This window comes from Mucilaginibacter sp. L3T2-6 (genome assembly GCF_030519355.1).
Lineage (GTDB): Bacteria > Bacteroidota > Bacteroidia > Sphingobacteriales > Sphingobacteriaceae > Mucilaginibacter.
The window spans coordinates 248296-273247 of record NZ_JAUMKC010000002.1; the positions used below are offsets into that span (position 1 = coordinate 248296).

Below are 24952 nucleotides of genomic sequence, written 5' to 3' on the forward strand. Positions count from 1 at the left end.
GAGCGATTAGTTATAATTTGTTACTATAATATTAACATTTCGGCTTGAAACATGTTGATTTATAATGATAATTTGGGCCTGTTGTTTTAAGATTTCCCCGTCTTAATCAGATATTTCTTCTTATGCTTCGTAAATATTTAATAATCATAATATTAAACCTGTTGTTACTTCCGCATCCGGGGATGGCCCAAACCACGTCGTTATTCAAAATTGTACCGCTTGGCGTTAAAGGCGGCATCGACGAGAGCAATCTTTCCGCGTACATGATTGCACCTGCCGGGACAAATGACTATGTGTGCCTGGACGCAGGCACGCTGCACTACGGTATCGAAAGGGCTGTGGCCAACAAAGTATTTAATATCCCGGCAGATAAGGTGTTAAAAAAATATATCAAGGCTTATTTTATCTCGCACGCGCACCTCGATCATGTATCAGGATTAATAATTAACTCACCTGATGATTCAGCAAAAACTATTTACGGGCTGGCCAGCACGCTCGAAACCATTAAAAGCCATTACTTTACCTGGGCAAGTTGGGCAAACTTCACCGATGAGGGAGATGCGCCGCAACTAAAGAAATATCACTATAGACCATTATCGCCGGATAGTGTTACCGCCGTGAAAAATACTGCTATGAGCGTTACGACTTATCCGCTTAGCCACTCAAACCTTTCCAGCTCTGCTTTTTTGCTGAAAAATAAAGATGCTTATATTTTATATTTAGGGGATGTTGGCCCTGATGAAGTGGAAAAAAGCGATAAACTACATAAGCTATGGACATCTGTAGCGCCTTTAATAAAAAGCAAAAAACTGAAAGCAATAATGATAGAAACGTCCTTCCGGGATGAACAGCCTGATAAAACGCTATTCGGTCACCTTACCCCAAGATGGCTGATGAGAGAAATGGATGATTTGGCCGGGTTAACGGGCGAACCGGCATTGAAAGGATTCAAACTGGTTATTACCCACGTTAAACCGCCGGAATCCAATATCCGCGCATTGAAGTTGCAATTAAAAAGCGAGAACAAACTGGGGCTAAACTTGATTTTCCCGGAGCAGGGGAGGAAGATAACCTTGTAGCTGCGCAATACTTTGTTTTTTTAGGTCGCCGAAATCTAGCCTTGACATTATCAATTATGATGTTTGATGTCAAATGCCCTGTCTGCATTAGTCCAAAGCCATGCCTCCCATGGCAAAGCGGTATCTGTATGAAATGTATTCCGGTAATTCTATACTGATTTGGACTGCTGGCTGCTTTTGGACCCTGTTTAAATTGATTACTTTAAACAGGAATTTTAATTGTATCGCTTCAGCTATATTTCATTAAGCTTGATGATGTTAGCGAAATATCGTTATTAAAAAATATAAAAAAGGTCATTAGTTGCCCTTATCGATATTTAAGACATTGGCACGTAGATTTCATAGCCCTTATTTAGATAATAAGACGGTTATGAAAAATCACTTTCTTACAGATGCAGGGGCCGGCCGGCTGGTGAATAAGGAACTTACCCACCGGTTGATGAAGCTGCACGCCGATGGATACCATCTCGACTTTTGCATGACCTGCAACGAATACCTCACCTGCGTTCAAAACCAGGAACGTTTTCCCTGCGAAAACATTATTATAAAAGTGGTTGACCAGGTTTACGATTTCCTGACGAATTCCTTTAAGTATGTACATACAGTTGATACCGCCTGTGGCTGTAAAGGTATAATGCTAATAGAAGGTATATATGGCCTGTATATCCGGCCTGATATAATGCGGTTAACTTTTAGACAGCACGGGTACAACCGGGAGGATTTTCGGCAGAAGCTCCGAAATATTGAATCAATCATCGTTTAAATCCGGCGGGGAATTGCATGCCTTGATTTCAATTTGTATTTTGCCGCATATTTTACTTGCTTGAAGCCGCTTCTCTCTGTTGACAAAAACATGTTAATGGGTGTCCACGAAATCGCCGGGACGTTCCTTGAAAATGCTGCCCGGTTCCCTTTTTACAACGTAATTTTTCTGACTAAAGGAGCAGGCACTTATAAAGCTGACATTGGTACATTTACTTTCAGGGCCCCGGTTTTACTTTTTTCAACCCCGCTGCAAAAATTAGCGATACAACATGAAACTCCTTTGGGAGGTTTTGCTATTCAATTCCACGGTGACTTTTATTGTATTGAATATCATAAGGAAAGAGTGTCATGCAACGGGTTATTGTTTAATAATATCTATATCGAGCCTTCTGTAAATCTTGGTGCTTCGGATGCGGAAACTTTTTGTTCGTTATGTGCCGACATGATAGAGGAGTTCTCTGCAAACGAACCTGATGAGGTAGTGCTGCGTTCATACCTGCAGCTTTTTCTTGCAAAATCCAGTAGTATTAAATTAAAAACCATGGCCGGCCCATCTGCTGAAAGAGAAAAAGACGAGCAGATGGAAGCTTTTATTCGGTTGCTCGAACAAAATTATCTCAGCCTGCACAAACCAGCTGACTACGCCAGACTGTTGGCGATGACGCCAAACACCCTTACAAAAAAAAGTCAGCGGTATTTTGGCAAATCGCCATCACTGATGATACAGGAAAGGCTTGTACTCGAAGCTAAAAAGAAATTACATCTTACCAGGCAAAGCATCAAAGAGATAGCTTACGCTTTAAATTTTTCAGATGAGTTTTATTTTAGCCGTTTCTTTAAGAAGTTTACTAAAGTTTCACCACAATCGTTTCGTGACCAGACGGGGATTTCGATCGTGGCCGATATGGAATAATTATTACAGGGTTAACAACTAACCGGCACAAAAGTGCAGGACTAATCCCTTTTTGTCCATGTTCGGGCGTCTTATCCCGCGCTAACTTTGGAGTATCAAAACACAAGGTTTTCACTTAAAGAAAATCACTATAAAACTCCGCTAAAATGAAAAAAATAATCGTCCCAACAATAGACCAGGTAAGCCCCGAATCAAAAGTATTATTTGAAGGCATGCAGCGCCGGTTAGGAAAAGTGCCTAACCTTTATGCAACAATGGGTTATTCATCAACTGCTCTTAAAGCATTTCTTGATTTGGATGCAACGCTTAGCAGGGGAGTCTTTAACGGTAAACAGCGTGAAGCGATTGCCCTGGTAGTATCTCAATTGAATAACTGTGCTTATTGTTTAGCAGGCCACACGGTGGCAGCATTGAAGTACGGCTTAACAACTGATGAGACTATCGGTATACGTAAAGGATATTCATCCGATGCTAAAATCAATGCCATTGTGCAGCTCGCAAAATCGATTGCAGGAAACAAAGGACATGCCGACGGAGCATTATTGCAGCAATTTTTTGATGCAGGCTTTAATGAGGATGCTTTGATGGAACTGATAGGGTTTATAGCTATGCGGGTTTATACCAATTATGCGTACGCGGCAACTGAAATTCCCGTAGATTTTCCGGCTGCCCCGGCGATAGACTGACTGATGCGCTAAAAATAATTGAAAATTTAAATAAAAATAGCGATGAAAACTTATGGCGCCACCTTGCTACAGGTTAAACCTGCTCCAAAAGACGCAATCGACCTGCTTGAAAAAGCTTTGAAAGAATACGGTGTTAAGATTTATGCGCGGATTGACCAGCAAGCCGAGGCCTGGAAAGCTGGCATTACAACACTACCGATAGAATTTATTTTATTTGGTAACGCCGCGAGGGGCGGAGCTGTGATGCAGATGAACCCATTGGCCGCGCTTGATTTGCCGCTGAAAATATTGGCTTATCAGGATGAGAAACAAAATAACTATCTTGTTTATAATCAGGTGAGTTACCTTGCTGAACGCTATGGCCTAAGCGATGCGGCAGTAAGTCAACTGGATATAGCTCCCTTAATATCGAAATTATTTAGCTGATGCACCGGATAGCCGGATAATAACAGGCTATCCTTTTATTACATAATTATGAAAGCACTTATTTTAGAAGAATTTAACGCCCCGTATGTTACCGCGGAATTGGACACCCCAATAGCGGGCCCGGGGCAGGTAGTGGTTAAAATTGAGGCGAGCGGAATTAATCCGCTGGACATTAAAATCAAATCCGGTCAGGCTGCCCACGCCAGGGCTAAGTTGCCTGCCATCCTCGGAATAGACCTGGCCGGAACCGTCGCTCAGGTTGGCGAAGGCGTAAAAAATTTCAACACGGGCGATGAAGTTTACGGCATGACCGGCGGTATAGCAGGTATTCCGGGCTCCCTGGCAGAATATGCGGCGGTGGATGCATACCTTATAGCGCCAAAACCTAAAAACCTGAGCATGCATGACACTGCAGCGCTGCCGCTGATTTTTATTACCGCCTGGGAAGGATTGGTTGACCGCGCTAATGTTGGCTCCGGAAAAAATGTGCTCATACACGGCGGTGCGGGTGGCGTAGGCCATATTGCTATCCAGATAGCAAAAGCTAAAGGCGCTAATGTTTTCAGTACGGCCTCGCCTAAAGACCACGAAATGATAAGGAATTATGGCGCGCAGCCTATAGACCATACAACCCTGACAGTAGATGAATATGTTAATGCCTGTACGGGTGGTGAAGGTTTTGATATTGTTTTTGATACCGTAGGCGGGGCGGTTCTTGATGCTTCGTTTAATGCGGTAAAGCAATATTACGGTCACGTTATCAGTATACTAGGCTGGGGAACTCATCATCTGGCGCCGTTATCCTTCAAAGGAGCTACTTACTCGGGTGTGTTTACATTGTATCCGCTCATCAGCGGAAAAGGCCGCGCTCACCACGGTGAAATTTTACAGCAGGCGACAGCAATGATAGAGGCAGGTAAATTGGCGCCAAATGTCGATCCGGTTAAATTTATACCATCGCAAATAGAAGATGCTTACAGCTATCTTTCGGGTGGATTAAACAAAGGCAAAGTTGTAGTTGATATAGCGTTCTGATTAAATTGCAAAAAATAGCAGGTTGCCCGGATTGACAACCTGCATTTGATGCAGTTAAAAAAAATTATGGTTGAGCAGCAATCTGACGCGCGCAGAAACAGGGGAAAGGACCCGCATGATGAAGAGCTGTTTGGGTCTGCAAAAGAGCAGAAAAAACTTTTGCAGGCGCTGGACGATATGCATTATTTACTGAGCAAGGATTACCCGCTGCGGGCTACCCTTGAATTAGTTGGCAACAGGTACCGGCTGAGGCAGCGGCAGATACTGGCCCTGCAGGGGATGGCCTGCTCGGCAAAGGACATAGAAACCCGGAAAAACAAAGAAGTAACAGCAGCGGATATCCGTGGTAAAACCATATATCTGGATGGCTTTAATGTCGTTATCATACTAGAAACACTTTTGTCGGGTGGTTTTGTTTTCAGAGGCCTGGATGGCTGCTATCGCGATATATCATCGGTACACGGATCATACAAAAGGGTAAAGCAAACCGATAATGTTCTGATTACTGTAGGTAAAGCATTACAACTGCTCGGCGCCGGGCATGTGGTATGGATATTCGACGCACCGGTATCAAACAGCGGGCGCCTTAAAACATTGTGTTATGCAATAGCTGCGGAACATGGCTTTGCCTGGGATATATACCTGGACAACGCGCCTGACAAATATTTGATCGCCGAAAACCGGCTGATTGTGAGTTCTGACGCCTGGGTGCTTAATGGCTGCTATGCATGGTTTAACCTTGCGTCGTTTATTATCAATAAGTTTTTGGATGATAGTTATGCGATGAATATTGTTAATCAGGCAGGTTTATAAAAGATAGCCGATATCATCTTACACATACCCGGAAGATTTAACGGCGTTATCGGCGATGTACAAACCGTGGCAAAGTAATGAAATACCTTAGCAGCCTTTTTTATTGAAAAGAGCAAACAGGCCCCAGCGGCATATTCGCCGGCGGCGTCTTAGCGCTCATGATGATGATATCCCGCGTTCCCCGCCCTCCATTAACACCAGGGTCGGCAACCTTAAGTTCCGTCCCGTAATGCCACACTCGTTTATCATTCCAGAAAATCAGCTGACCGGCGGGTATAACTTCGTTAAATATCAATTCATCTGTCTTTTTGCCGTTATCGTCCATCACGTATTGGCTAACACCTGAGTCGGCGGTAAGGTTATTGCGGTTTACTATGAGCATACCTACGTGACGGTTACCGTCCTGGTGAAAGCCCTCAACAGCGGGCAGACCTGCGCGATCCTGCAGGCAATCAATTCGCTGAAATTGAACAAGCACAATAGCGTCACCCCAGTCGAAAAAGGTGGCATAAATGATAAGCATCCGGTGAAAATCTTCACTATCGGTAATTGTATTGCTAATGCGGGGATACTCCCGCCGTATGTCTCCGTGCACGGGGTTATATTTAGCCGATTGCTGCATGGCATACTGGGGCAGGTTCCAGCAATCATAACCTGTTTCGTCAGCATGCCAATCGGGCCTGCCGACGCTCTGGTAACGCCGGCTTTCTTCAGGATTCATGCCGCTCAATTCATTAACTACAGCTATGCGTTCATCAATCCCTGCAATGGCAGACGCTTTCCGGTGTTTTATCCTGAACCATGCGATGCTTTTATACCGATAGCCCTCCCTTATATACGGGTCAACAGGTATGGCATCAAACGCAGGTACCCATTTTTTTACGTCGATCATTGCCGATGCATCAATAGCACGGTAAAGGAAACCGGAAAGATCAAGTTCAGTGGGTACTTTGCCGGGGGAGACAATTGCAGAAGATTTATCAGTTTTCATTTGGTTTACGCGACGGTGGACATAAATTTAACGTATTCGGCGTACTTCCTAAAGTCATTTATAAAAAGCGCTCATTTATAATTGATTACTAACTCAATATTAATATACGACACCGCACTTAACACAATGATAATATTGAAATAACATTGTTATAATTTAGTTTTGTCGCAATCCATAAACCATGAAAAAGGAAAATACAGAAGCAACAAATAAAGAAAAGGCCGCTGAAAAGAAAACCATTAAAGAAGGCCTGATAAAAGAACTTACGGCATTTGCGGCAAAACTTGGTCATAACTCTAAAAAGATCAACAAAGAAATTGAGAAGCATGCCAAACAGCTGGCGAAAAAATTGGCCAAACCTGCAAAAGCTGAAAAAGCGCCTGCACTAAAATCAGCTGATTCGGCGAATAGCGCGCCAAAACCATCAGCCGTGCAAACCACTAAACCGGCTGTGGCATCAAAAAAAGAAACCGCTCCTGCTAAATCAGCAGCTGCCCAACTGGTTGCCGTTAAGCCTGCGCCGCCTAAAAAAATTGCAAAATAGCACCTGTTAATCAAACTTACCAGGTTAAGCCTTCGGTAAGTTTGATTAAGTTTTATACGGCCCTGCCCGCAATTGCCTGCATCACAAAAGATACCACCACATCACATCTAACCAGGTTAAATTCAAATAATTGCTGAGGCTGCCAGTAGCTCAATAACTCGGTGCGCAGCATTTCTTTAGCACGGCTTAAACGTATTTTTACATTAGATTCGCCGATGTTAAGCGCTTCCATAGTCTCGGTTGTGCTCATCTCCTGTATCTCGCGCATTACAAAAACCATCCTGTATTTTTCAGGTAACTTTGCCACGGCGCCTTCTATCAGTCCTTTTAATTCCTTGTTCATAAGCCCCTTTAATGGGGTATCGTTATGAAAGTCGATGTTTGGTCTTTCCATCAGCACTTTTTGTAGTTTTAATTTTCTTTTTTTATGCAATAAGGCTTCGTATATAAGTATACGCGTAAGCCAGGTAGCGAAGCTTGAGCGGCCCTGGAAACTTCTGAGTTGCCTGTAAGCATTAATATAAGCGGTCTGCATAATATCCTCTGCTTCCTTATCGTCGTTAACTATAGACATGCCAATGCGGTACATTCTTGAATTATATTTACGCATTAGCTGGTCATACAAGTGCTGCTCTCCGTTTACTACCCTTTCAACAATTTCTTCGTCGCTCATTTTATATTAAAAGTATCTTTGCCCGGGCGTTGCCGGGACTATACCTTATAGTGTGCCCAGGCAAAAAAGGGTTACAAATAGTTGAGGATTTTTTGAAATAAAAACTTTAAAGCAAGCTACGCAATTTGATAAAGATATTTCCTTGTGATGTTAGCTGGATTGACACGCTGACCGATATCGCTATAGAAAGCTACAGACAAAACTATACTTACCTGTGGAGCGACGGAGGCGAAGCTTATATGGCCAGGGTTTATGATAAAGCTGCGCTTCTTGCCGATTTGACAAAGCCTGACGTTAATTATTTTTTTGTTTATGCTGATGATGAGCTTATTGGCTATATAAAGATAAAACAAAAGCCTCATCCCGACAGACCCCGGCAACGCGGCCTGGAAATAAGCAAACTTTACCTGCTGAAGCAGTCTACAGGAAAAGGCGCCGGCAAAATTATTATGGCCTTTATTATTGATTGGGCAAAGCAGCAACACTGTGCTGTAATGTGGCTGATGGTTATGGATAGCAGCCCTGCAAAAGCTTTTTATGAACGGTATGGGTTTACTGAAACTGCCGCGTTCCGGCTGGATTACCCGAATTTGATTGATGAATATCGCACTATACTGACTATGATTGCTGAGATATAGCATAAGTTAATACAGGCACTGCTGAACGATATCGACTTAATCAATTACTCTCAAAAAATGTAACCCTTTTTTAATGACATGTCTCTAACGTTAAAAAATTACAGACATGGAACAAAGCATTAAAAAAACCAACGAAGTACAAACACTTTTAAAATTCACCTACGGGTTGATACCCATTGCGGCAGGTGCGGATAAATTTACCAACCTGCTTACCAATTGGGCCAATTACTTAAACCCCTCAATAAAATCGGCAATACCGGTCAGCGACCATACATTTATGTGCATCGTGGGCGTTATTGAGATAATAGCCGGCATACTGGTATTTATCAATCCACAAAAAGGCGGCTTGGTGGTATGCGTGTGGCTGATCCTTATCGCGTTAGATTTAATCGCTTCCGGAAGCTATCTTGATGTGGCCGTGCGCGATCTGGCTATGGCAATCGGTGCATTTTCGCTTTCAAAACTTTCCGGGATAACAAATGTTCAGCAATAATATGGAGCAGCACGTTGTCAAAATACTTGGGGCAGAATTTGTTACCCATAATGTGAGAAGGTTTACGATTGAGCGCCCTGCAGGTTACGTATTTACGTCCGGCCAGGCTACGGATGTGTCAATAAACAAGCCTGGACTTGAAGATGAGTTGCGTCCGTTTACTTTTACTTCATTAAATAACGAAACCGACCACCTGGAATTCACCATTAAAATTTATAAAGACCACCATGGTATTACAGCAAAATTAGGTGAATTAGCCGCAGGGGATGAGTTGATATTACACGAGGTATTTGGCGTAATTGAATACCGTAGGCCCGGGTTATTCATTGCAGGCGGCGCAGGCGTTACGCCTTTTATCTCCATCCTTCGCCAGGCATACACTGACGGAAAAGTGGAAGGCAATACGTTATTGTTTGCCAATCATACCGATCAGGACATTATCTTAAAAGATGAATTTGAGGCGATGCTGGGTGATAATTTTATCAATGTGATAAAAGAACCCGATGGTCGGCATATCGACAAGGAATTGCTAACGGCGTATGCCGGCAAGTATGAAAACTATTACGTATGCGGTCCGGATGAGTTTACCGCCGCAATGATAGAAAACCTTAAACAATTGGGCGTAGCTGAAAGTGAAATCGTTTACGAGCATTAACTATTTGCTATCAACAAACTCCTTCAATACCAAAGCATGATTCTGGTGTTCATCTTTAGCAGCATACAACAGGGTAACGGTTTTATGCTGCTTTATCAATTCAGCTAACTCATCTGCTGCCGGGTTATCTTTTAGCTCCAACAGGTATTTATGTCGAAACTCCTGCCACTCTTTATTTCCACTGTGAAACCACTGCCGCAATCCGGTGGATGGCGCCGCATCTTTCAACCATAAATCAATACCCGCTTCTTTCTTGCTGACACCGCGCGGCCATAAACGATCTACCAATATCCTGAATCCGTCCGCAGGTTCAGCCCGTTCATAAATGCGTTTAATGCGTAAACCCTTCATAGCAAAATTGAGCAAAGCTGGCGAAAGTATCCGGCTAAATTACGATTTTCAGTCCTTAGTTTTCTTGCTGTTACGCTTTACCACCATCTCCAGCCTACGCCTCCTTAGTGATATTTGTGTGCGGGCGCCTTCATTCTCAGTAAGCTGTTCGTTGTAGCCGGAAATAATATCCCTGTAAGAAAGCACCCCCGTAACCTTATTGTTTGCATCGATTACAGGCAACACATCGCTCTGCTGTTTCGACATCAGTTCTACTGCAGTACGCAAGGTATCACCGCTATGCACAAGCAAATAGTCGTGCTGCACTATCTTCTTTAGCTTAATATCGGGAGTAGCCGATTCACTGTATATATCGGTCAGTTTCACTGTGCCGGCATACATGTTTTGCTCGTTTACAGTAACCAGATAACTGTCCTGAATTTCTTTTGATACCAGCAGTTTCTTGATCTCGCCTATTGTGCTTTCGGCTTTTAAAATAATACCGCGCCCTTTAACTACTTCAGATATTTTTGTTCTTTGCAGGATATCCGGTTCGTATGAATCAGGGGTTATCACACCACGACGGGCAATTTTTTCGGTCATGATAGTATTTTCCATCAGGAAAAAAGAAACGATATAGGCAGCCGTGCATGCGCCCAGCAGCGGCAATAGCGCATGCGACTGCATGGTCGCTTCTAACGCGAACGTAATACTGGTAAGGTAGGCCCTTGAAGCTCCGGCGAACATAGCCGACATGCCGACGAGTGCCGCCATTGGCATAGTAATGCCCAGTTCAGGGAATAATTGGATAAGCAACGCGCCTATAATTGCACCTGCTGCCCCGCCAATAGTTAGCAAAGGAGCGAGCGTTCCGCCCGAGGTACCGCTGCCCAAAGCAATGGCCCACGACAGAAACTTAAAAAATACCAAAGTACACAACAGCTTTAACGGCCATGTACCCGAGAGTATTCCAGTAATATTATCATAACCTACGCCCAGGGTATGTGGCGCAAAAATACCTATGGCGCCTACAGCCAGCCCGCCTACTGCCGGGTACCACATCCAGTGAATAGGGATTTCTTCAAAATAATCTTCAATCAGGTAAACCAGTTTTGTTATCCCCATCGATATAAAACCAATGATCAAGCCTATGAAACTGTACACTGCCAGCGCCATGTTTGATGGTGTTACCAAATCAGGCATTTCAAAAACCGGTCCGGTCCCAAAAAGCAAATGATGCCCGGCAGCACCTGTGATACAGGCTAATGCGACAGGCAGTATAGAACGCGGAGAGAACTCAAATAACAGCAACTCAATCGCCAGGAAAACTGCCGCTATCGGCGTGCCGAATATGGCCGACATGCCGGCTGTAGCGCCTGCTGCCAAAATTACTTTGCGCTCATTAGCGCTTATTTTAAAAAGCTGCCCCAGAGTTGAGCCAAGCGCACCCCCGGTTGCTATAATAGGGCCTTCAGCACCAAACGGGCCGCCTGTACCTATGGCAATTGCCGATGACACCGGCTTCAGAAAAGTTATGGATGGTTTTATCCGGCTTTCGTTTACCAATATCTGCTCCATCGCTTCCGGAATACCATGACCACGGATCGCTTTAGAGCCATACAAGGCCATCAACCCGACAATGATGCCGCCTATCGCCGGAATTAATATAACCCAATAGCCAAGATGATTATTTGCCGGACTGTTAAAACCGAGGCTGAATTTTCCATAGAAAGCGATGTTGGTTACAACATTAATAAGAGTGACCAGAAATTTGGCGATCAGGCTAATGGCAACCGCTACTGCTATTGACATGAGACATATCCTTATCAGGCGCCTTTTCATTAAAAATGTCTTTTTTGAGCCGCCTTCTTTGTTTTCCATATTGTTCAACAGAGGTGAAATTGGAATGCCGTTATCAAAGTCTTTTTTTGTCATTAAAGTGAGAGATAAATTGCTCTTATGAAATTTTGTGCAAAGATAGATATAAATCCGCCCAAATGGAAAAGATTCTGTTTGATATTTATTGTATATACAATATTAAAATTGTATAAATATAGATTTTTTGTACTATTACATTGCTTAAGCAATAAAACAAAGAGCATGCGGTATTGTTGACGCAAATAGCTATAATTGCGGCATGACCGGCTCCGTTAAAGAACTAAAACAACAGTGCGACCTGAAAAGCTGCTTCCTGTGCTCCTCATGCATATCCGACTGGTTACCCGCAATTGCCGCCAATAAACAGACTATTCTTTTTAAAAAAGGACAGGACATTTTTAAGGAAGGTGACACAGTTGAGGGGATATTTTTTGTGTACAGCGGTAAAGTAAAAGTTCATAAGCGGTGGGATGAAGATAAAGACCTGATTCTGCGTTTCGCAAAGAGTGGCGATATATTGGGACACCTGGGTCTCGGCGACAGCCTGGCATACCCGATCGCGGCGACGGCCGTCGAAAATGTTAAGGTTTGCTTTGTGAAAAAGGATTTCTTCGAATCCTCGCTAAATGTAAACCCCCAGTTTACCATTAAATTGATGAAAGTATTCGCTAACGCTTTGCAGGAATCTGAGAAGCGCATGCGCAATCTCGCTCACATGCCGGTAAAAGAGCGGATTGCCCAGGCTTTGTTATCATTAAAAGAACAGTTTGGTGTTACCGGCGATGGTTATATTGATATTGAACTAACCAAGCAGGATATCGCTTCGTATGCCGGCGTGGCCTACGAGACCTTCTTTAAAGTGACCCAGGATTTTTTGCTGAGTGAATTGATTGAGGTTGAAGGAAAAAACTACAGGTTGCTGGATGAACGAAAATTGACTGAATTGATTGATGGCAAGAAGGAACCTGCGTAGAGAAGAGACACAGCAAATAATTTGAAGGTGGCGAATGAAGCTATTCTTAAACGGGAATTTTCCAGCTCCCCTTTATTTAGCAGAATATTGAGAGGGTCAAACTCGCTTCTTAAAAGAAAAAGCCTGGGCTAACCCCAGGCTTTGCTTGTTTTTGCGGAGAGAGAGGGATTCGAACCCCCGGACCTTTAACAGTCAACGGTTTTCAAGACCGCCGCAATCGACCACTCTGCCATCTCTCCGGGGGCAAAAGTACAAAACCGGCCCGAATTGGCAAATTTGATGTTAAGTTTTTTTAATTAACTTGTTAAGGTATTGATTGCCTGTAATTTGTGCGATCGTAAAAGGCTGTTTTTCCTTTTAAAAGACCACTTCACTCCCCATTGAGACTGAGTTTGAAACGAAATTCCGCTTAAAAACCTATTGAACCGGCTTCGGTCTGAACCTGTTGAACATTGGTTTCTCTTCCTTAATGTTCCGCTTTGAATATTCTATGCTGGCATTGAGCTCAAATCCGATCAACAGGATGAGGCAATTTAAATACAGCCAGAGCATCAGTATAATTAATCCGCCCAGGGAGCCGTATAGTTTATTGTACGACGAAAAGTTATTGATATAATAGGCAAATCCTACCGAGGTTATAACAGCCAGTATCGTTGCCAGTATCGAACCCGTACTTTTAAACTTCCACTTTTGTTTATTGGCCGGGCCATAACGATACAGCGTTGATATACTGAAAAAAAATATCAGCACTACGATTACCCATCGCGCCAGCATAAACACGTATATCCAAAAGTGATTTTTTTGGAATACATGGGCTTTTATAAACGTTAATACCGCTTCGCCGACTGTAAGCAGCGAAATAGCAAGCAGAAGCGCCAGGCTGATGACCACTGTTAACGACAACGCTATGGTTCGCCGCTTTAGCCAGGTGCGTTTCTCGATGATGAGCGATGACCGGTTAAAGGCCTGCATAAGGTTACTGATACCATTGGTGGCAAAATAAAGTGCAGATAAAAAGCCTATTGACAATAATTTGCCATTGTGGATATGTATGATGTCTTCGATTGTCGCCTGGAAAGCCATATATGCATTATAAGGCAGCACAGTTGAGAGCAGCCTTAATAATTGTCCCTGGAAATCCTTAATCGGTATGTAAGGTATCAGGGTAAACAGGAAAATGGTGGCGGGGAAAAACGCAAGCATAAAGTTAAATGCCAGCGCCGACGCCTTGTTAAGCAGGGTGCGCTGCTGTATTTCGTGTGCGAAAAATGCAGCTACGTCATACAGTGGCAACGGATGAAAACCGGGCAGGATATAGCCCTTCGACCAATTGATAAACCGCCGGTAAAACTTAAATCTTAAAAAAATGCGATGTGCCCACTTCATTTAAAATACTTTCGGGTTGGTCACCAGAAGCATTTGGTTGCCTCCTTCTTGAGCTGCAGCGATTTCCCCTATCCTTTCAAAAGTAAAGGCTTGATTAAAGCGTGCAGCAAGCTTCGCCAAACTTACTCAAAAAAAGGCTTTACTTTATCCAGAAAATATCGCGGGGCAATACAGGGGCGGTTGGTTTGCATATTGACGAACACCAGCAATGTTTCGCCGGTATTGATCAGTTCCTGCTTTTCGTTATACAGTTCGTACTTAAAATGGATTCGGATGCGGGGCATCTCTTCCATTATTACACGAATAGTAATTTCCTCATCGTATAAAGCAGGCTTCAGATAGCGGCAGTTCAGCTCAACCACCGGCATCATGGTGCCCGACTCTTCCATGCCTGCATAGGTAAGGCCCAGGCTGCGCAGCATTTCTACACGGCCTACTTCATAAAAGCTGGCATAGTTGCCGTAATACATATAGCCCATCTGGTCGGTCTCGCCATACCGAACCCGCAATTTAGTAGAATGCTCGAACATTATTTTTTGATATTACGTTCGTTAAGCGCGTGCTGAAATGCACGGGCATTTTTTAAATGCTCTTCAACGGTGGAGGCAAAAGCATGATACCCCGAAAAATCCGCTTTAGCACACATATAAAGGTAATTGCTCTTCTGGTAGTCCAATACTGAATTTACAGCGGCAATAGATGGCATCATGATCGGTCCCGGCGGCAACCCCTTGTACATATAGGTATTATATGGGGAATTAATGAGCAATTGCCTGGCGAGCACGCGTTTGATGGTAAAGTCATTTTCTGCAAAAATCACCGTGGGGTCGGCTTCCAGCTTCATGCCGATCCTGAGCCGGTTCAGATAGAGGCCCGCAATTATCGGCATATCGCTGTCGTGCAGCGCTTCCGCGTCAACAATGGATGCCAGGATAATTACCTCAGGCTCGGTTAAATTGATTGCTGCCGCCTTTTGCTTACGCTCAGGTGTCCAGAACTTTTCGTAATTGGCATACATCTTTTTAAAGAACTTTTCCGGCGAGGTGTTCCAGTACATGCTGTAGGTATTCGGCATAAACATTACGTACACGTTATCAGTAGTAAAGCCGTATTGCTTAACGAAATCTGCCGAATCGAGCAGGCGCAGTATAGATACCGAATCTGGCTCCAGGCGGCGCGCCACAAAGCCGGCAAAATCTGTTTTTAAACGTATATTATGGAACGACAGCGTAACGGGCTGCTGCGTGCCCGACGCCAGCATATTAATAAGGCGGCGGTTGCTCATACCATCGGTTAAATGGTAGCGGCCCGGTTTAACGCGGGTTAAATAGTTCATGTTCTCTGCCGCTTTATAAAACGAAGCAGTATCCTTTACTATACCTTTGGTTTTAATGGTATCATATACGTCCTTAAAGGTTGCGCCGGTGTGTATATATAAATATTCTTGCTTATTTGTTACGTTAGGGGTATAGTACTTCAAATAATAGTTAAGGCCGGTAAAGCCTATCGCTATCAGGAGTATAGCCACCATAACTACGACGAACTTTCTTAAAGTGCCGCCGGATGATGCTTTTTTTGTGGTCATTTTTCTTCTTTTACGATTGTAATTTCCGGAGGGCTAGTAATCCTCCCGTTAAATTGCGTGCCTTTTGATAGCCTTTTTGTTTCAGCAGTTCGGCGGCTGTTCCGCTGCGCAGCCCAACTTTGCAGATAACAATGATTTCATCAGTTTTGTTATATGTCAGGTCATCAATGCTGCTTTCCAAATCTTTCAGCGGTATGTTGATCCCGCCGATATTGTAAGTATGGTATTCAATTCGTTCCCTTACGTCAAGCAGGTTTAGCTTTTCACCTTTCTGCATGCGCTCTGTCAGCTCGTGGCTACTGATTGAGGGTAGCATCTTTTTTTCCTTGCGACACCGTTAAGTTAATCCTGGTGCCATTACTGGCCTTGCTGGTGGAATCTACCCTCATCGGCGTTTGGGCAACCACTACCAGGCTGGTTGAATCGGTTATCGGCCCCTGGTAGGTAATGGTACCTAGTGTTAATCCGCTGTTGCGGATCACAAATTTTGCCTCATCAAAATCTTTGTTCATCAGGTCCGGAATTTCCACTTCGGCGGCTCCCTCGCCGTTACCCAGTACCAGGTCGATCCGCGAGCCCTTCGGAATTTTAGTGCCTGCCTTAATCGGCTGACCACCGAAACGCATCTCGAGCACACGGTCGCGCGCGATATCAGCCTTATAGATCGTATCGCCAACCTTCAGACCGAAATTGGCCAGCGTAGCCGCAGCTTCGCGATAAGTATAGGGTTCGAGGTCGGGCATGCTGATGGGCGGCGCCAAACGGGTAACTACGGTAAGGTATATGGTACGATTTTCCTTTACATTGGTTCCGGCGTCCGGATCTTGTTCTATAACGGCGCCAGGTGTTTGATCAAGCACGTACACCGAGTCTATTTTAAACTCAAAGCCCTGGTCTTTAAGCAGGCTCATGGCCTTTTCTATCTGCATGCCCTTAAGCTGTGGTACCGGTATGCCGGTGCCATGGCGGGTGTAAATGTTTAACCCAAAGATTACTATCATAACAAAAACAACCAACGTAGCCGCCGCTAACAGCAGGTTTACCCTGAATTGCCTTGTCTTTAAATACGACCAAAATTTACTCATTCGTTTTTATAGGGATTAGAAGTAATTCGCAACCAAACATAGGAATTTTTTATTTCGGAATCCGGATTTTAGATTTCGGATTTGTCATTTTTGCTAACGGTGTTGATACCCGGATTAGTGCAAATTTCGGCGAAAATATCAAAATGCAGATGGGCATAACAACTTTAGCCTGTAACGAAAATGGGCTGGAAACGGGTATAATGCGTTTTGCCCGTAACAAAAAGCATCCCGAAAATGGGCTTAAGCCGTTTTGCCTATCTACAAAAAGTGGTCAGAAACGGGCTAAAACCATTATGGCCATTCGGTATAAAAGCTGCATTTGGGATATTTCAACTTAGAAAAATTGATTTTTTTTGCCTGTTTCGGCATAAAAACGCGCTCCAAAATTTTAAAAAAATTTAAAAGATGCGCCGCGGTTAATACAGAGTAGCAGCTTTTTCAAAGTACTGGATGAGGATCAACACAAAAATACCGAAAATAGTTTATAATAGTGGTGACAAAGTTTTGTCAGCGGAAACTATGCCGTTGGCTGTAATTCATAAGATGGGGCGGTGTTGGATAGAACAATGTCAATACGACGTTTTTAAAAGAACCTGTAAGAAATTTTATCAGTAGTAGTTGCGCATTTACGGCTAATATTTGAAAACCGTGTCTTCGAGGAAAAATGGCTGAGATTTACCCGCAAACTCCCTTATAGCCGGGTTAAGCTGTTTTTTAACTTTATCGTGGTTTACATTGTACTGCTGCTGCCGGAAATTATTTGGTTATTTAGCAGGTTTAGTCCGGTGACTGCTATTGAGCTATTGCTCGCCGCTATTGGCACGCTGATGCTTTTCCATTGCCTGTTATATTACATCGGCCTGGACATGGAAAAGTATATGCTATGGGTATTCTTTTTGTTTGTAGTTGTTTTTTGGATGATATTGTTCCGGCTGTTATGGGTAACGGCGGTGGTGAATACCGGGATGGAATTTGCGACTTTTTATGGGAGGTATTACAAGCAGAAGATGGTGGCAGGATCGGATTGATGGCACTTCCAAAAAAGCGTATGGCTGTGCGTTTCCTCTCGTGTGAGGAGTAGAGGGGAGTATTAGTCCGTATGGCATGAAGGAGCTGTGAAGCTTACGAGGTATGACGTCGGACACACCCCCGCCACTACACAATCAGCACGCACCCTCTCAAGTGGGGAATAACAATTTCACCCCGCCCTTCCGTCATAATTTTCGATAAACCACTTCAACGCCGCACTTTTGTTGGATGATTTATAGGCCAACACCACCTCCGTATTTACAGGGATATCCTCCAGCCGGATAAATGACACCCGCAGATCGCCATATTGCTGTTGCAGCGACGCCGGCAAAATAGATACGCCTAAACCGGCCTCAACCAATTGCAGTATCGAGTGCACGTTGTTGGCTTCGTGCGTTATGTCGGGCCTGAAGCCCATACGTTCACAGATTTCGATTAGCTTATCGTTGTATTGGGGTGCAAATTCCTTGTTAAAAAAGATGAACGGACTGTTTTTTATGAACGACACCAGTTCTTGATTACCCTTAAATTGCTTCTCCCTCGATGGAACTACCACCACAAAGGGGTCGAAAAATAAGCTTTTTACGGTGAGCTTTTCGGAATGTACCGGCGCCCGTAATATACCGGCATCCAGCTTTCCCAGTTCCAACTCTTGCACCTGTGTTATGGTAGGCACTTCGTACAGGCTGGTTTTGATATATGGGAACAATTGATGCATAGATTTTAAAACCTCAGCCAAATGACTTTGGTAAACGGAACTGATGTAGCCTATTTTAAACTCGCCGCTTTCTCCGCAATGAATTTGTTTGACGGTGCTTTTGCTTTCTTCCAATCTTGCCAATATAGCCTCAGCTTGTGCTTTAAAAAACACACCAGCATCAGTTAATGTTACACGTTTGTTGCTGCGCGAGAAAAGCTGAACGCCGAGCTCTTCTTCCAGTTCTTTGATCTGGCGGCTTAACGGCGGTTGCGAAATAAAAAGTTTTTCGGCCGCCTTCCTGAAATGCAGTTCATCGGCTACCGTTTTAAAATATATAAGATGTCGTAATTCCATGCGATACTTACAGGGTATCAATTATTGATAAAATTGATATTTTTCAAATATGATAAAAGCAGATAGCTTTGTCAAAACAAGAAGCACAATTATGCAAATAGATTATTCAACCAAATCCACAAATGACGAGATAAGAGCCCGGTTCGATAATGATGTAGAACGTTTTTCGAACCTGGATACAGGTCAGGCAACCACCATCGATGCACCGCTCACCATGGAGCTTTGCACAGAAGCCGCTAAATATGTTAATCCAGATGCTAAGGAACTGTTGGATATAGGCTGCGGGGCAGGAAACTATACATTAAAGATGCTTAGCAAGATTAGTAATCTTAATTGCACACTTAACGACCTGAGCATGCCTATGCTGCAAAGGGCCAAAGAACGGGTATCGGTACAAACTAAGGGAACAGTAACGCTATTGCAGGATGACATGCGCAACCTTAATTTGCCGGATAACCACTATGACATCATCCTGGCTGCAGCCACCCTTCATCATTTGCGCGATGACGCGGATTGGGAGGCTGTATACGACAAGTTTTACAAAACGCTGAAGCCAGGCGGCAGCATTTGGATCTCGGATTTGATAACTCACGATTCCCCGCCTTTAGCTAAATTATTTGCCGATAGATATAAGGACTACCTTGACGCGCTGGGCGGACCAGAATATCGCCAAAAAGTATTGGACTATGTAGCCCATGAGGATACGCCGCGATCTTTAAACTTTCAGTTACAATTAATGGACAAAGTGGGCTTTAAACAAGTGGAAGTGCTGCATAAAAACTCGTGCTTTGCTGCTTTTGGCGGGATAAAGTGAGGCTTCTGGTATCTTGAGTTTCCGTCTCCGCAGGTTCTCTTGAAAAGGAACCTGCGCTGCATGAACAATTACCCCGCTCCCGTCTCCGCAGGTTCTCTTGAAAAGGAACCTGCGCTCCACAATGTATATTTGGAAACCAATGCCTCCGCTACGGCCGACCGGAACGCAGGTTCCTCTATGAGACAACCTGTGGGGACATCAATAAAACATCATCCGAATATCCCCCTCTTCTTAAAGGCCTCCGATAATACAATCGAAGTATTTGTTTCTCCAAATTGTTGTAATTGCCAGATGATAGTTTCCAGCCGCTTGGTGGTGGATGTGGCAACTTTCATTATCAAACAATTATAGCCGGTAATGCTGTAGCATTCCAGTATATCCGGTATCTCTTCAATCTTTTTTATCACGCCCGCATGGGTAAGGCTCGATTTTAGGGTGATAAATGCATTTACCGTCAGACCCACCTGGTCATAGTCCAGGTTGGTGGTATAGCCGGTTATGATGCCTTCGTCTTCCATTTTTTTAATACGCTCACTCACCGCCGGACCGCTCAGGCCCACACGCTTGCCAATTTCGGTTATCGAAATCCGGGCATCGGCTTCCAGTTCTTCCAATATCGCTGCGTTTAACTCGCCTATTGCTTTGCTTATTGAACTTTTTTCCATAAATACCTTTAAATCTTTCGCAAGATATGTGTTGGACGTTAATATTCAAATACGAAGGATGGGTTTTGAAGGTAAATTTGATTCAAAGAAGACGTCTTTACACAAAAAAATGTAGATCAATAATAAACCATGAAACTGAACACCATTCTTTTTTTATCCCTTTTCCTTGCCGGAACGGTATCCGCCCAAACCACCCCGCAGATTTTTGCGCCCGGCGTAATCAGCACCGGCGATTATGAAACGCATGCCACCTTTTCGCCCACCGGTGATACCGTCTATTTCATTAAAACCAGTTACGATCTTAAGGTATCCGCCATTTGCGTAAGCTATAAACGTAATGGTAAATGGACTAACCCGGAAATAGCGTCATTTTCGGGCCACTATATGGATGCTGATCCGTTTGTGGCCCGTGACGGTAAAACCTTATATTATATGTCTAATCGTCCGCTAAAAGATGGTGACCCGGTAAAGGATGATACCGACATCTGGAAGGTAACTCTTGGCGCCAATGGCTGGAGTAAACCTGTGCGCATGGAAGCGCCTGTTAACAGTGAGTTAGATGAATATTATCCAACGCTGGCAGATAACGGCGATATTTATTTCGGCTCAACCAGAAAAGGCGGGCTAGGCGGAAGCGATATTTGGCGCTGCAAATTTGAAAACGACAGATACCTGCCTGCTGAAAACCTGGGTGGCGCCATTAATACGCCGGGTAATGATTATGAGGCTTTTATTGCGCCCGATGAATCGTACTTAATTTATAACTCAACCCCAAACGGTCTTGCACGGCTTGATTTTTACATTAGCTACAATAAAAACGGGGTGTGGACAAAAGCCGTAAAACTCCCCGAACCCTTAAACTCCGACGGTATAGAATGGGCTCCCAAAGTAACCCGCGATAAGAAGTGGTTTTATTTCGGCAGCACACGCAATACCTGGTCTGCCACGCCAGCCAGGGCTGAAAATATGAAAGAGTTTAATAAGCGCCTGCAAAGCCCGGGCAACGGATTAGCCGATATTTATACGGTGGATTTTGGAGAGATAGAAAAACTGCATTGATGTGCGGATGTGCGGATTTCTGATGTGCGGATCGGAAAAAATGATGTGAGGGTGTGCAAATATGTAGCTGTGCGGATAGTGTTAATGCCTCCATTATCCATGCATTTTTCATTCGCACATACGCACATCAGAAATCCGAACATCAAACAGTATAATGCGCAATAATATCTTCAGGTATCCTTGCGCTGCGGCCGGTGGCCATGTCAATCATGGTATAATCAAACCAGCCGTCGCAGCAGAGTTTGCCGGTGGCTTTATTGGTAATGCTGAATTTTACCCGGCAGCCCTTATCGTCGATGGTTTCGATACCGGTTTTTACGATGAAATAGTCGCTCATGGTTAGCGGGCGCTTGTAGTCCACATGTGCGGTGCGTACCACCCAGCCAAAGCCGCGTTCCATGAATTTTTCCATGGCCATGCCGTAGCATCGTTCCATCTGATCGTACCGGGCAGCCAGCACGTAATCAAAATACTTGCTGTTGTGTACATGATGAAACATATCGATATCATCAGGCCGCACACGAAATTCAGTTTCGAAGGTGGAGTAGGTGGAAGGTGTTTCCATAAATTTTGCTGTAAAGTTAAAATGTTGCAAAGTTGAAAAGTTATAAAAAATTATCAGTACTTTAAGCTAACAACATTACAACCTTTCAACGTTGCAACATTAAAACAATTCTTGCATAATCCACAAACAAACACTACCTTTGCAGCCACAATTAATCAAATATTTACGCTTTAATATTATTCAGGTAATGTATTTAAGTTCAGAAGCAAAGGCAGAGATCTTTGCAAAACATGGTAAAGGCGCAACTGACACAGGTTCAGCCGAAGGTCAGGTAGCTTTATTTACACATCGCATTGCGCATTTAACCGGTCACTTGAAAAAAAACAAAAAAGATTTTTCAACCCAGTTATCGCTGCAAAAACTAGTTGGTAAACGCCGCGCATTGCTGGCCTACCTCTACAATAAAGACATTGAAAGATATCGTGCTATCATCAAAGCCCTGCAGCTAAGGGATATCATCAAATAACTTTCCTGGAAATTTAATAAAAAGCCGTCCGATTTTTCAGGATGGCTTTTTTACTTTTGCGTAATTATTTTACCCGCAAAAAGCGATTATAAACCACGAATTCTCTGCACAGCCGCTAAAGCTGATTTATTAATTGAAACAATATACACAAACATAAAAAACCGGTGTGCTCCGAAAGATGAAAAGCATGCCAAAACACAAACAAGATGAGTTTAAATGTAATTAAAAAGGTTATTGATTTAGGTGACGGCCGCACCATTGAGATCGAGACCGGAAAACTGGCCAAACAAGCAGATGGATCTGTTGTAGTAAAAATGGGTGACACCATGCTGCTTGCCACCGTTGTATCGTCGCCCGAAGCAAAAGAAGGCGTTGATTTTTTACCCCTATCAGTTGACTACCAGGAGAAATACGCCGCTACCGGCCGTATCCCGGGAGGTTTTTTACGCCGCGAGGCACGTTTATCAGACTATGAGGTGTTGATCTCGCGTTTGGTTGACCGCGCTTTGCGCCCATTGTTCCCTGAAGATTATCACGCTGATACACAGGTGATGATCTCCCTTATTTCTGCTGACAAGAACATTATGCCTGATTGCCTTGCCGGTTTGGCGGCATCTGCAGCGTTAGCCGTTTCTGACATCCCTTTTAACGGGCCGATTTCAGAAGTCCGCGTAGCTAAGATAGATGGTCAGCTGGTGATCAACCCAACCTTGAGCGACCTTGAAAGAGCCACTCTTGAGCTGATAGTTGCCGGTTCTGAGCATGACATCAACATGGTTGAGGGCGAATGCAAAGAAATACAGGAAGAAGAAATGGTAGAAGCAATTAAATTTGCTCACCAGGCCATAAAAGTACAGTGCTTTATTCAAAAAGAACTGACCATAGAGGCTGGAAAGACCGAGAAACGCGTTTATTGCCACGAAACCAGCAATGAAGACCTGAAGAAGGCTATCTACGCTGCTACGTATGACAAGGTATATGCTGTTGCAGGTGAGGCTTCTGCAAAAGACGAACGCGCTGCGAAATTTAAAGCGGTACGCGACGAGTTTATAGAAACTCTTGGCGAAATTGATGATAATACATTGTTCCTCGCTAAAAAATACTACCACGAAGTTGAGTACGATGCGATCCGCAATTTAGTGCTCGACGAAGGCAAACGCCTGGATGGACGTACTACCACGCAGATCCGTCCGATATGGAGCGAAATTGGCTATCTGCCATCCGCTCACGGCTCTGCGATATTTACACGTGGCGAAACACAGTCGTTAACTACAGTAACTTTAGGCGCCAAGGATGACGAGCAAATGATTGATGGCGCGTTTATAAACGGTTATCAGAAGTTTTTGCTGCACTATAATTTCCCGGGCTTTTCAACCGGCGAGGTTCGTCCGAACAGGGGCGCCGGCCGCCGCGAAATCGGCCACGGTAACCTGGCTATGCGTTCGTTAAAGCAGGTGCTGCCATCCGACGATGAAAACCCTTACACCATTCGCGTTGTTTCTGATATCCTCGAATCAAATGGTTCATCATCGATGGCTACCGTTTGCGCAGGTACGTTGGCGCTGATGGATGCAGGTGTTAAGATAAAGGCTCCTGTATCAGGTATAGCGATGGGTTTGATCACCAATGAAATGGGCACCAAATATGCTGTTCTTTCAGATATTTTAGGTGACGAAGACCATTTAGGTGATATGGATTTTAAGGTAACCGGTACTGCCAACGGCATCACCGCAGTTCAGATGGACTTAAAGATTAACGGTTTATCATACGAAGTGTTAGCTGAAGCGTTACAACAGGCAAAAGCCGGTCGTTTGCATATTCTTGGTGAAATGGCTAAAACCATTACCGAGCCACGTGCAGATTACAAGCCGCACGCACCGCGTATTATCACCATCAAAATCGATAAGGAATTTATCGGTGCGGTTATCGGCCCTGGTGGTAAGATCATCCAGGAAATGCAACGCGAAACCGGCGCCACTATCTCCATCGAGGAAGTTGGTAACCAGGGTATCGTACAGATATTTGCCGATAACAAGGAGTCTATTGATAAGGCTGTTAGCCGCATACGCGCTATCGCTGCAAAACCTGAAGTAGGCGAAATTTACGAGGGTAAAGTAAAATCGATAATGCCGTTTGGCGCGTTCATTGAAATTATGCCCGGTAAAGATGGTTTGCTGCACATCTCTGAAATCGACCACAAAAGGTTCGAAACTATGGATGGCATCTTCCAGGTTGGTGATGAAGTGCGCGTAAAATTACTGGATATTGATAAGCAGGGTAAATTGAAGCTTTCGCGTAAAGTTTTGCTTCCCAGGCCCGAGCCTAAAAACTAAGCTGGAAAGATGGGGTTAA

29 protein-coding genes and 1 tRNA gene are annotated in these 24952 nt (G+C 44.0%); 17 read left to right on the top strand and 13 right to left on the bottom strand.

All coding sequences use genetic code 11. From position 1 onward, the window contains the following. Positions 1-122 precede the first annotated feature (122 nt). The 7 genes from Q3W13_RS03430 (at position 123) to Q3W13_RS03460 (ending at position 5717) form a co-directional block, all read left to right on the top strand. Complete coding sequence (locus tag Q3W13_RS03430) at positions 123-1079, top strand: MBL fold metallo-hydrolase (RefSeq protein WP_302861345.1); 957 nt, start codon at positions 123-125, stop codon at positions 1077-1079. A 370-nt stretch (positions 1080-1449) separates the two neighbouring features. Then, positions 1450-1842 carry a hypothetical protein gene (locus Q3W13_RS03435; RefSeq protein WP_302861346.1) on the top strand — a complete coding sequence of 131 codons (393 nt, stop codon included), beginning with the start codon at positions 1450-1452 and terminating at the stop codon, positions 1840-1842. 96 nt (positions 1843-1938) lie between these two features. Next, positions 1939-2757 carry a helix-turn-helix domain-containing protein gene (locus tag Q3W13_RS03440; protein ID WP_302861347.1) on the top strand — a complete coding sequence of 273 codons (819 nt, stop codon included), beginning with the start codon at positions 1939-1941 and terminating at the stop codon, positions 2755-2757. Positions 2758-2903: 146 nt separating this feature from the next. After that, a complete protein-coding gene (locus tag Q3W13_RS03445; protein WP_302861348.1) occupies positions 2904-3443 on the top strand; it encodes a carboxymuconolactone decarboxylase family protein in 540 nt (179 codons plus the stop codon). A 42-nt stretch (positions 3444-3485) separates the two neighbouring features. Continuing rightward, positions 3486-3869 carry a DUF302 domain-containing protein gene (locus tag Q3W13_RS03450; protein WP_302861349.1) on the top strand — a complete coding sequence of 128 codons (384 nt, stop codon included), beginning with the start codon at positions 3486-3488 and terminating at the stop codon, positions 3867-3869. 48 nt (positions 3870-3917) lie between these two features. Next, positions 3918-4904 (top strand): zinc-dependent alcohol dehydrogenase family protein, encoded by a 987-nt coding sequence (locus Q3W13_RS03455; RefSeq protein WP_302861352.1) that lies wholly within the window; start codon positions 3918-3920, stop codon positions 4902-4904. Between the two features lie 48 nt (positions 4905-4952). Further along, positions 4953-5717, top strand: coding sequence for a DUF434 domain-containing protein (locus Q3W13_RS03460; RefSeq protein WP_302861353.1), 765 nt, complete (start codon positions 4953-4955; stop codon positions 5715-5717). Between the two features lie 100 nt (positions 5718-5817). On the opposite strand, the gene Q3W13_RS03465 is transcribed toward Q3W13_RS03460, so the two are convergent. After that, positions 5818-6708, bottom strand: coding sequence for a 2OG-Fe dioxygenase family protein (locus tag Q3W13_RS03465; RefSeq protein ID WP_302861354.1), 891 nt, complete (start codon positions 6706-6708; stop codon positions 5818-5820). A 181-nt stretch (positions 6709-6889) separates the two neighbouring features. Here Q3W13_RS03465 and Q3W13_RS03470 point away from each other — a divergent pair, with 181 nt between their 5' ends. Next, a complete protein-coding gene (locus Q3W13_RS03470) occupies positions 6890-7252 on the top strand; it encodes a hypothetical protein (RefSeq protein ID WP_302861355.1) in 363 nt (120 codons plus the stop codon). A 52-nt stretch (positions 7253-7304) separates the two neighbouring features. On the opposite strand, the gene Q3W13_RS03475 is transcribed toward Q3W13_RS03470, so the two are convergent. Continuing rightward, a complete protein-coding gene (locus Q3W13_RS03475) occupies positions 7305-7925 on the bottom strand; it encodes a sigma-70 family RNA polymerase sigma factor (RefSeq protein WP_302861357.1) in 621 nt (206 codons plus the stop codon). 125 nt (positions 7926-8050) lie between these two features. Here Q3W13_RS03475 and Q3W13_RS03480 point away from each other — a divergent pair, with 125 nt between their 5' ends. The 3 genes from Q3W13_RS03480 (at position 8051) to Q3W13_RS03490 (ending at position 9711) form a co-directional block, all read left to right on the top strand. Continuing rightward, a complete protein-coding gene (locus Q3W13_RS03480) occupies positions 8051-8563 on the top strand; it encodes a GNAT family N-acetyltransferase (protein WP_302861359.1) in 513 nt (170 codons plus the stop codon). A 106-nt stretch (positions 8564-8669) separates the two neighbouring features. Continuing rightward, entirely contained in the window at positions 8670-9056 is a 387-nt protein-coding gene (locus tag Q3W13_RS03485) for a hypothetical protein (RefSeq protein ID WP_302861360.1), read from the top strand. Beyond that, entirely contained in the window at positions 9043-9711 is a 669-nt protein-coding gene (locus Q3W13_RS03490; RefSeq protein WP_302861363.1) for an FAD-binding oxidoreductase, read from the top strand. The genes Q3W13_RS03485 and Q3W13_RS03490 overlap by 14 nt, the downstream gene beginning before the upstream one ends. On the opposite strand, the gene Q3W13_RS03495 is transcribed toward Q3W13_RS03490, so the two are convergent. After that, positions 9712-10062, bottom strand: coding sequence for a DUF488 domain-containing protein (locus Q3W13_RS03495; protein ID WP_302861364.1), 351 nt, complete (start codon positions 10060-10062; stop codon positions 9712-9714). A 48-nt stretch (positions 10063-10110) separates the two neighbouring features. Continuing rightward, positions 10111-11976, bottom strand: a complete 1866-nt coding sequence (locus Q3W13_RS03500) for a chloride channel protein (RefSeq protein WP_302861365.1) — start codon at positions 11974-11976, stop codon at positions 10111-10113. 202 nt (positions 11977-12178) lie between these two features. On the opposite strand from Q3W13_RS03500, the gene Q3W13_RS03505 reads away from it, so the two are divergent. Continuing rightward, positions 12179-12892 (top strand): Crp/Fnr family transcriptional regulator, encoded by a 714-nt coding sequence (locus tag Q3W13_RS03505; RefSeq protein WP_302861367.1) that lies wholly within the window; start codon positions 12179-12181, stop codon positions 12890-12892. Positions 12893-13046: 154 nt separating this feature from the next. On the opposite strand, the gene Q3W13_RS03510 is transcribed toward Q3W13_RS03505, so the two are convergent. From Q3W13_RS03510 to Q3W13_RS03535, 6 genes are all read right to left on the bottom strand, one after another. Continuing rightward, positions 13047-13131, bottom strand: a tRNA-Ser gene (locus Q3W13_RS03510). Between the two features lie 178 nt (positions 13132-13309). Beyond that, positions 13310-14278 (bottom strand): YihY/virulence factor BrkB family protein, encoded by a 969-nt coding sequence (locus Q3W13_RS03515; RefSeq protein ID WP_302861368.1) that lies wholly within the window; start codon positions 14276-14278, stop codon positions 13310-13312. A 122-nt stretch (positions 14279-14400) separates the two neighbouring features. Further along, positions 14401-14808: a thioesterase family protein gene (locus Q3W13_RS03520; protein WP_302861369.1), complete on the bottom strand. Its 408-nt coding sequence runs from the start codon at positions 14806-14808 to the stop codon at positions 14401-14403. Then, positions 14808-15863, bottom strand: coding sequence for an endolytic transglycosylase MltG (mltG, locus tag Q3W13_RS03525; protein WP_302861371.1), 1056 nt, complete (start codon positions 15861-15863; stop codon positions 14808-14810). The genes Q3W13_RS03520 and mltG overlap by 1 nt, the downstream gene beginning before the upstream one ends. 10 nt (positions 15864-15873) lie before the next feature. Beyond that, positions 15874-16179, bottom strand: a complete 306-nt coding sequence (locus tag Q3W13_RS03530) for a rhodanese-like domain-containing protein (protein WP_302861373.1) — start codon at positions 16177-16179, stop codon at positions 15874-15876. Then, positions 16160-16948, bottom strand: coding sequence for a PASTA domain-containing protein (locus Q3W13_RS03535; RefSeq protein ID WP_302861375.1), 789 nt, complete (start codon positions 16946-16948; stop codon positions 16160-16162). The genes Q3W13_RS03530 and Q3W13_RS03535 overlap by 20 nt, the downstream gene beginning before the upstream one ends. A 725-nt stretch (positions 16949-17673) precedes the next feature. On the opposite strand from Q3W13_RS03535, the gene Q3W13_RS03540 reads away from it, so the two are divergent. Further along, a complete protein-coding gene (locus Q3W13_RS03540; protein ID WP_302861376.1) occupies positions 17674-17976 on the top strand; it encodes a hypothetical protein in 303 nt (100 codons plus the stop codon). 170 nt (positions 17977-18146) lie between these two features. On the opposite strand, the gene Q3W13_RS03545 is transcribed toward Q3W13_RS03540, so the two are convergent. Next, positions 18147-19031: a LysR family transcriptional regulator gene (locus Q3W13_RS03545; RefSeq protein WP_302861377.1), complete on the bottom strand. Its 885-nt coding sequence runs from the start codon at positions 19029-19031 to the stop codon at positions 18147-18149. Positions 19032-19080: 49 nt separating this feature from the next. Here Q3W13_RS03545 and Q3W13_RS03550 point away from each other — a divergent pair, with 49 nt between their 5' ends. Beyond that, entirely contained in the window at positions 19081-19845 is a 765-nt protein-coding gene (locus Q3W13_RS03550; protein ID WP_302861379.1) for a class I SAM-dependent methyltransferase, read from the top strand. A 209-nt stretch (positions 19846-20054) separates the two neighbouring features. Here the strand turns inward: Q3W13_RS03550 and Q3W13_RS03555 are convergent, their stop codons facing one another. Then, positions 20055-20510, bottom strand: coding sequence for an Lrp/AsnC family transcriptional regulator (locus tag Q3W13_RS03555; RefSeq protein ID WP_302861380.1), 456 nt, complete (start codon positions 20508-20510; stop codon positions 20055-20057). Between the two features lie 129 nt (positions 20511-20639). Between Q3W13_RS03555 and Q3W13_RS03560 the strand changes: the two genes are divergently transcribed. After that, positions 20640-21569 carry a hypothetical protein gene (locus Q3W13_RS03560; protein WP_302861381.1) on the top strand — a complete coding sequence of 310 codons (930 nt, stop codon included), beginning with the start codon at positions 20640-20642 and terminating at the stop codon, positions 21567-21569. A 142-nt stretch (positions 21570-21711) separates the two neighbouring features. On the opposite strand, the gene Q3W13_RS03565 is transcribed toward Q3W13_RS03560, so the two are convergent. Then, positions 21712-22134, bottom strand: a complete 423-nt coding sequence (locus tag Q3W13_RS03565; protein ID WP_302861384.1) for a thioesterase family protein — start codon at positions 22132-22134, stop codon at positions 21712-21714. 187 nt (positions 22135-22321) lie between these two features. Here Q3W13_RS03565 and rpsO point away from each other — a divergent pair, with 187 nt between their 5' ends. Both rpsO and pnp read left to right on the top strand, forming a co-directional pair. Further along, positions 22322-22600: a 30S ribosomal protein S15 gene (gene rpsO / locus Q3W13_RS03570; RefSeq protein WP_302861386.1), complete on the top strand. Its 279-nt coding sequence runs from the start codon at positions 22322-22324 to the stop codon at positions 22598-22600. A gap of 206 nt (positions 22601-22806) precedes the next feature. Next, on the top strand, positions 22807-24933 hold the full coding sequence (pnp, locus tag Q3W13_RS03575) for a polyribonucleotide nucleotidyltransferase (RefSeq protein ID WP_302861387.1): 2127 nt from the start codon (positions 22807-22809) through the stop codon (positions 24931-24933). Positions 24934-24952 lie beyond the last annotated feature (19 nt).

Coding starts and splice junctions, on each gene's coding strand:
- Q3W13_RS03550 (WP_302861379.1), top strand. CDS start 19,081: ATGATAAAAGCAGATAGCTTTGTCAAAACAAGAAGCACAATTATGCAA.
- Q3W13_RS03500 (WP_302861365.1), bottom strand. CDS start 11,976: ATGACAAAAAAAGACTTTGATAACGGCATTCCAATTTCACCTCTGTTG.
- mltG (WP_302861371.1), bottom strand. CDS start 15,863: ATGACCACAAAAAAAGCATCATCCGGCGGCACTTTAAGAAAGTTCGTC.
- Q3W13_RS03545 (WP_302861377.1), bottom strand. CDS start 19,031: ATGGAATTACGACATCTTATATATTTTAAAACGGTAGCCGATGAACTG.
- Q3W13_RS03445 (WP_302861348.1), top strand. CDS start 2,904: ATGAAAAAAATAATCGTCCCAACAATAGACCAGGTAAGCCCCGAATCA.
- pnp (WP_302861387.1), top strand. CDS start 22,807: ATGAGTTTAAATGTAATTAAAAAGGTTATTGATTTAGGTGACGGCCGC.
- Q3W13_RS03465 (WP_302861354.1), bottom strand. CDS start 6,708: ATGAAAACTGATAAATCTTCTGCAATTGTCTCCCCCGGCAAAGTACCC.
- Q3W13_RS03505 (WP_302861367.1), top strand. CDS start 12,179: ATGACCGGCTCCGTTAAAGAACTAAAACAACAGTGCGACCTGAAAAGC.
- Q3W13_RS03565 (WP_302861384.1), bottom strand. CDS start 22,134: ATGGAAACACCTTCCACCTACTCCACCTTCGAAACTGAATTTCGTGTG.
- Q3W13_RS03555 (WP_302861380.1), bottom strand. CDS start 20,510: ATGGAAAAAAGTTCAATAAGCAAAGCAATAGGCGAGTTAAACGCAGCG.
- Q3W13_RS03435 (WP_302861346.1), top strand. CDS start 1,450: ATGAAAAATCACTTTCTTACAGATGCAGGGGCCGGCCGGCTGGTGAAT.
- Q3W13_RS03455 (WP_302861352.1), top strand. CDS start 3,918: ATGAAAGCACTTATTTTAGAAGAATTTAACGCCCCGTATGTTACCGCG.
- Q3W13_RS03430 (WP_302861345.1), top strand. CDS start 123: ATGCTTCGTAAATATTTAATAATCATAATATTAAACCTGTTGTTACTT.
- Q3W13_RS03515 (WP_302861368.1), bottom strand. CDS start 14,278: ATGAAGTGGGCACATCGCATTTTTTTAAGATTTAAGTTTTACCGGCGG.
- Q3W13_RS03530 (WP_302861373.1), bottom strand. CDS start 16,179: ATGCTACCCTCAATCAGTAGCCACGAGCTGACAGAGCGCATGCAGAAA.
- Q3W13_RS03475 (WP_302861357.1), bottom strand. CDS start 7,925: ATGAGCGACGAAGAAATTGTTGAAAGGGTAGTAAACGGAGAGCAGCAC.
- Q3W13_RS03450 (WP_302861349.1), top strand. CDS start 3,486: ATGAAAACTTATGGCGCCACCTTGCTACAGGTTAAACCTGCTCCAAAA.
- Q3W13_RS03440 (WP_302861347.1), top strand. CDS start 1,939: ATGGGTGTCCACGAAATCGCCGGGACGTTCCTTGAAAATGCTGCCCGG.
- Q3W13_RS03460 (WP_302861353.1), top strand. CDS start 4,953: ATGCAGTTAAAAAAAATTATGGTTGAGCAGCAATCTGACGCGCGCAGA.
- Q3W13_RS03560 (WP_302861381.1), top strand. CDS start 20,640: ATGAAACTGAACACCATTCTTTTTTTATCCCTTTTCCTTGCCGGAACG.
- Q3W13_RS03485 (WP_302861360.1), top strand. CDS start 8,670: ATGGAACAAAGCATTAAAAAAACCAACGAAGTACAAACACTTTTAAAA.
- Q3W13_RS03470 (WP_302861355.1), top strand. CDS start 6,890: ATGAAAAAGGAAAATACAGAAGCAACAAATAAAGAAAAGGCCGCTGAA.
- Q3W13_RS03495 (WP_302861364.1), bottom strand. CDS start 10,062: ATGAAGGGTTTACGCATTAAACGCATTTATGAACGGGCTGAACCTGCG.
- Q3W13_RS03535 (WP_302861375.1), bottom strand. CDS start 16,948: ATGAGTAAATTTTGGTCGTATTTAAAGACAAGGCAATTCAGGGTAAAC.
- Q3W13_RS03490 (WP_302861363.1), top strand. CDS start 9,043: ATGTTCAGCAATAATATGGAGCAGCACGTTGTCAAAATACTTGGGGCA.
- Q3W13_RS03520 (WP_302861369.1), bottom strand. CDS start 14,808: ATGTTCGAGCATTCTACTAAATTGCGGGTTCGGTATGGCGAGACCGAC.
- rpsO (WP_302861386.1), top strand. CDS start 22,322: ATGTATTTAAGTTCAGAAGCAAAGGCAGAGATCTTTGCAAAACATGGT.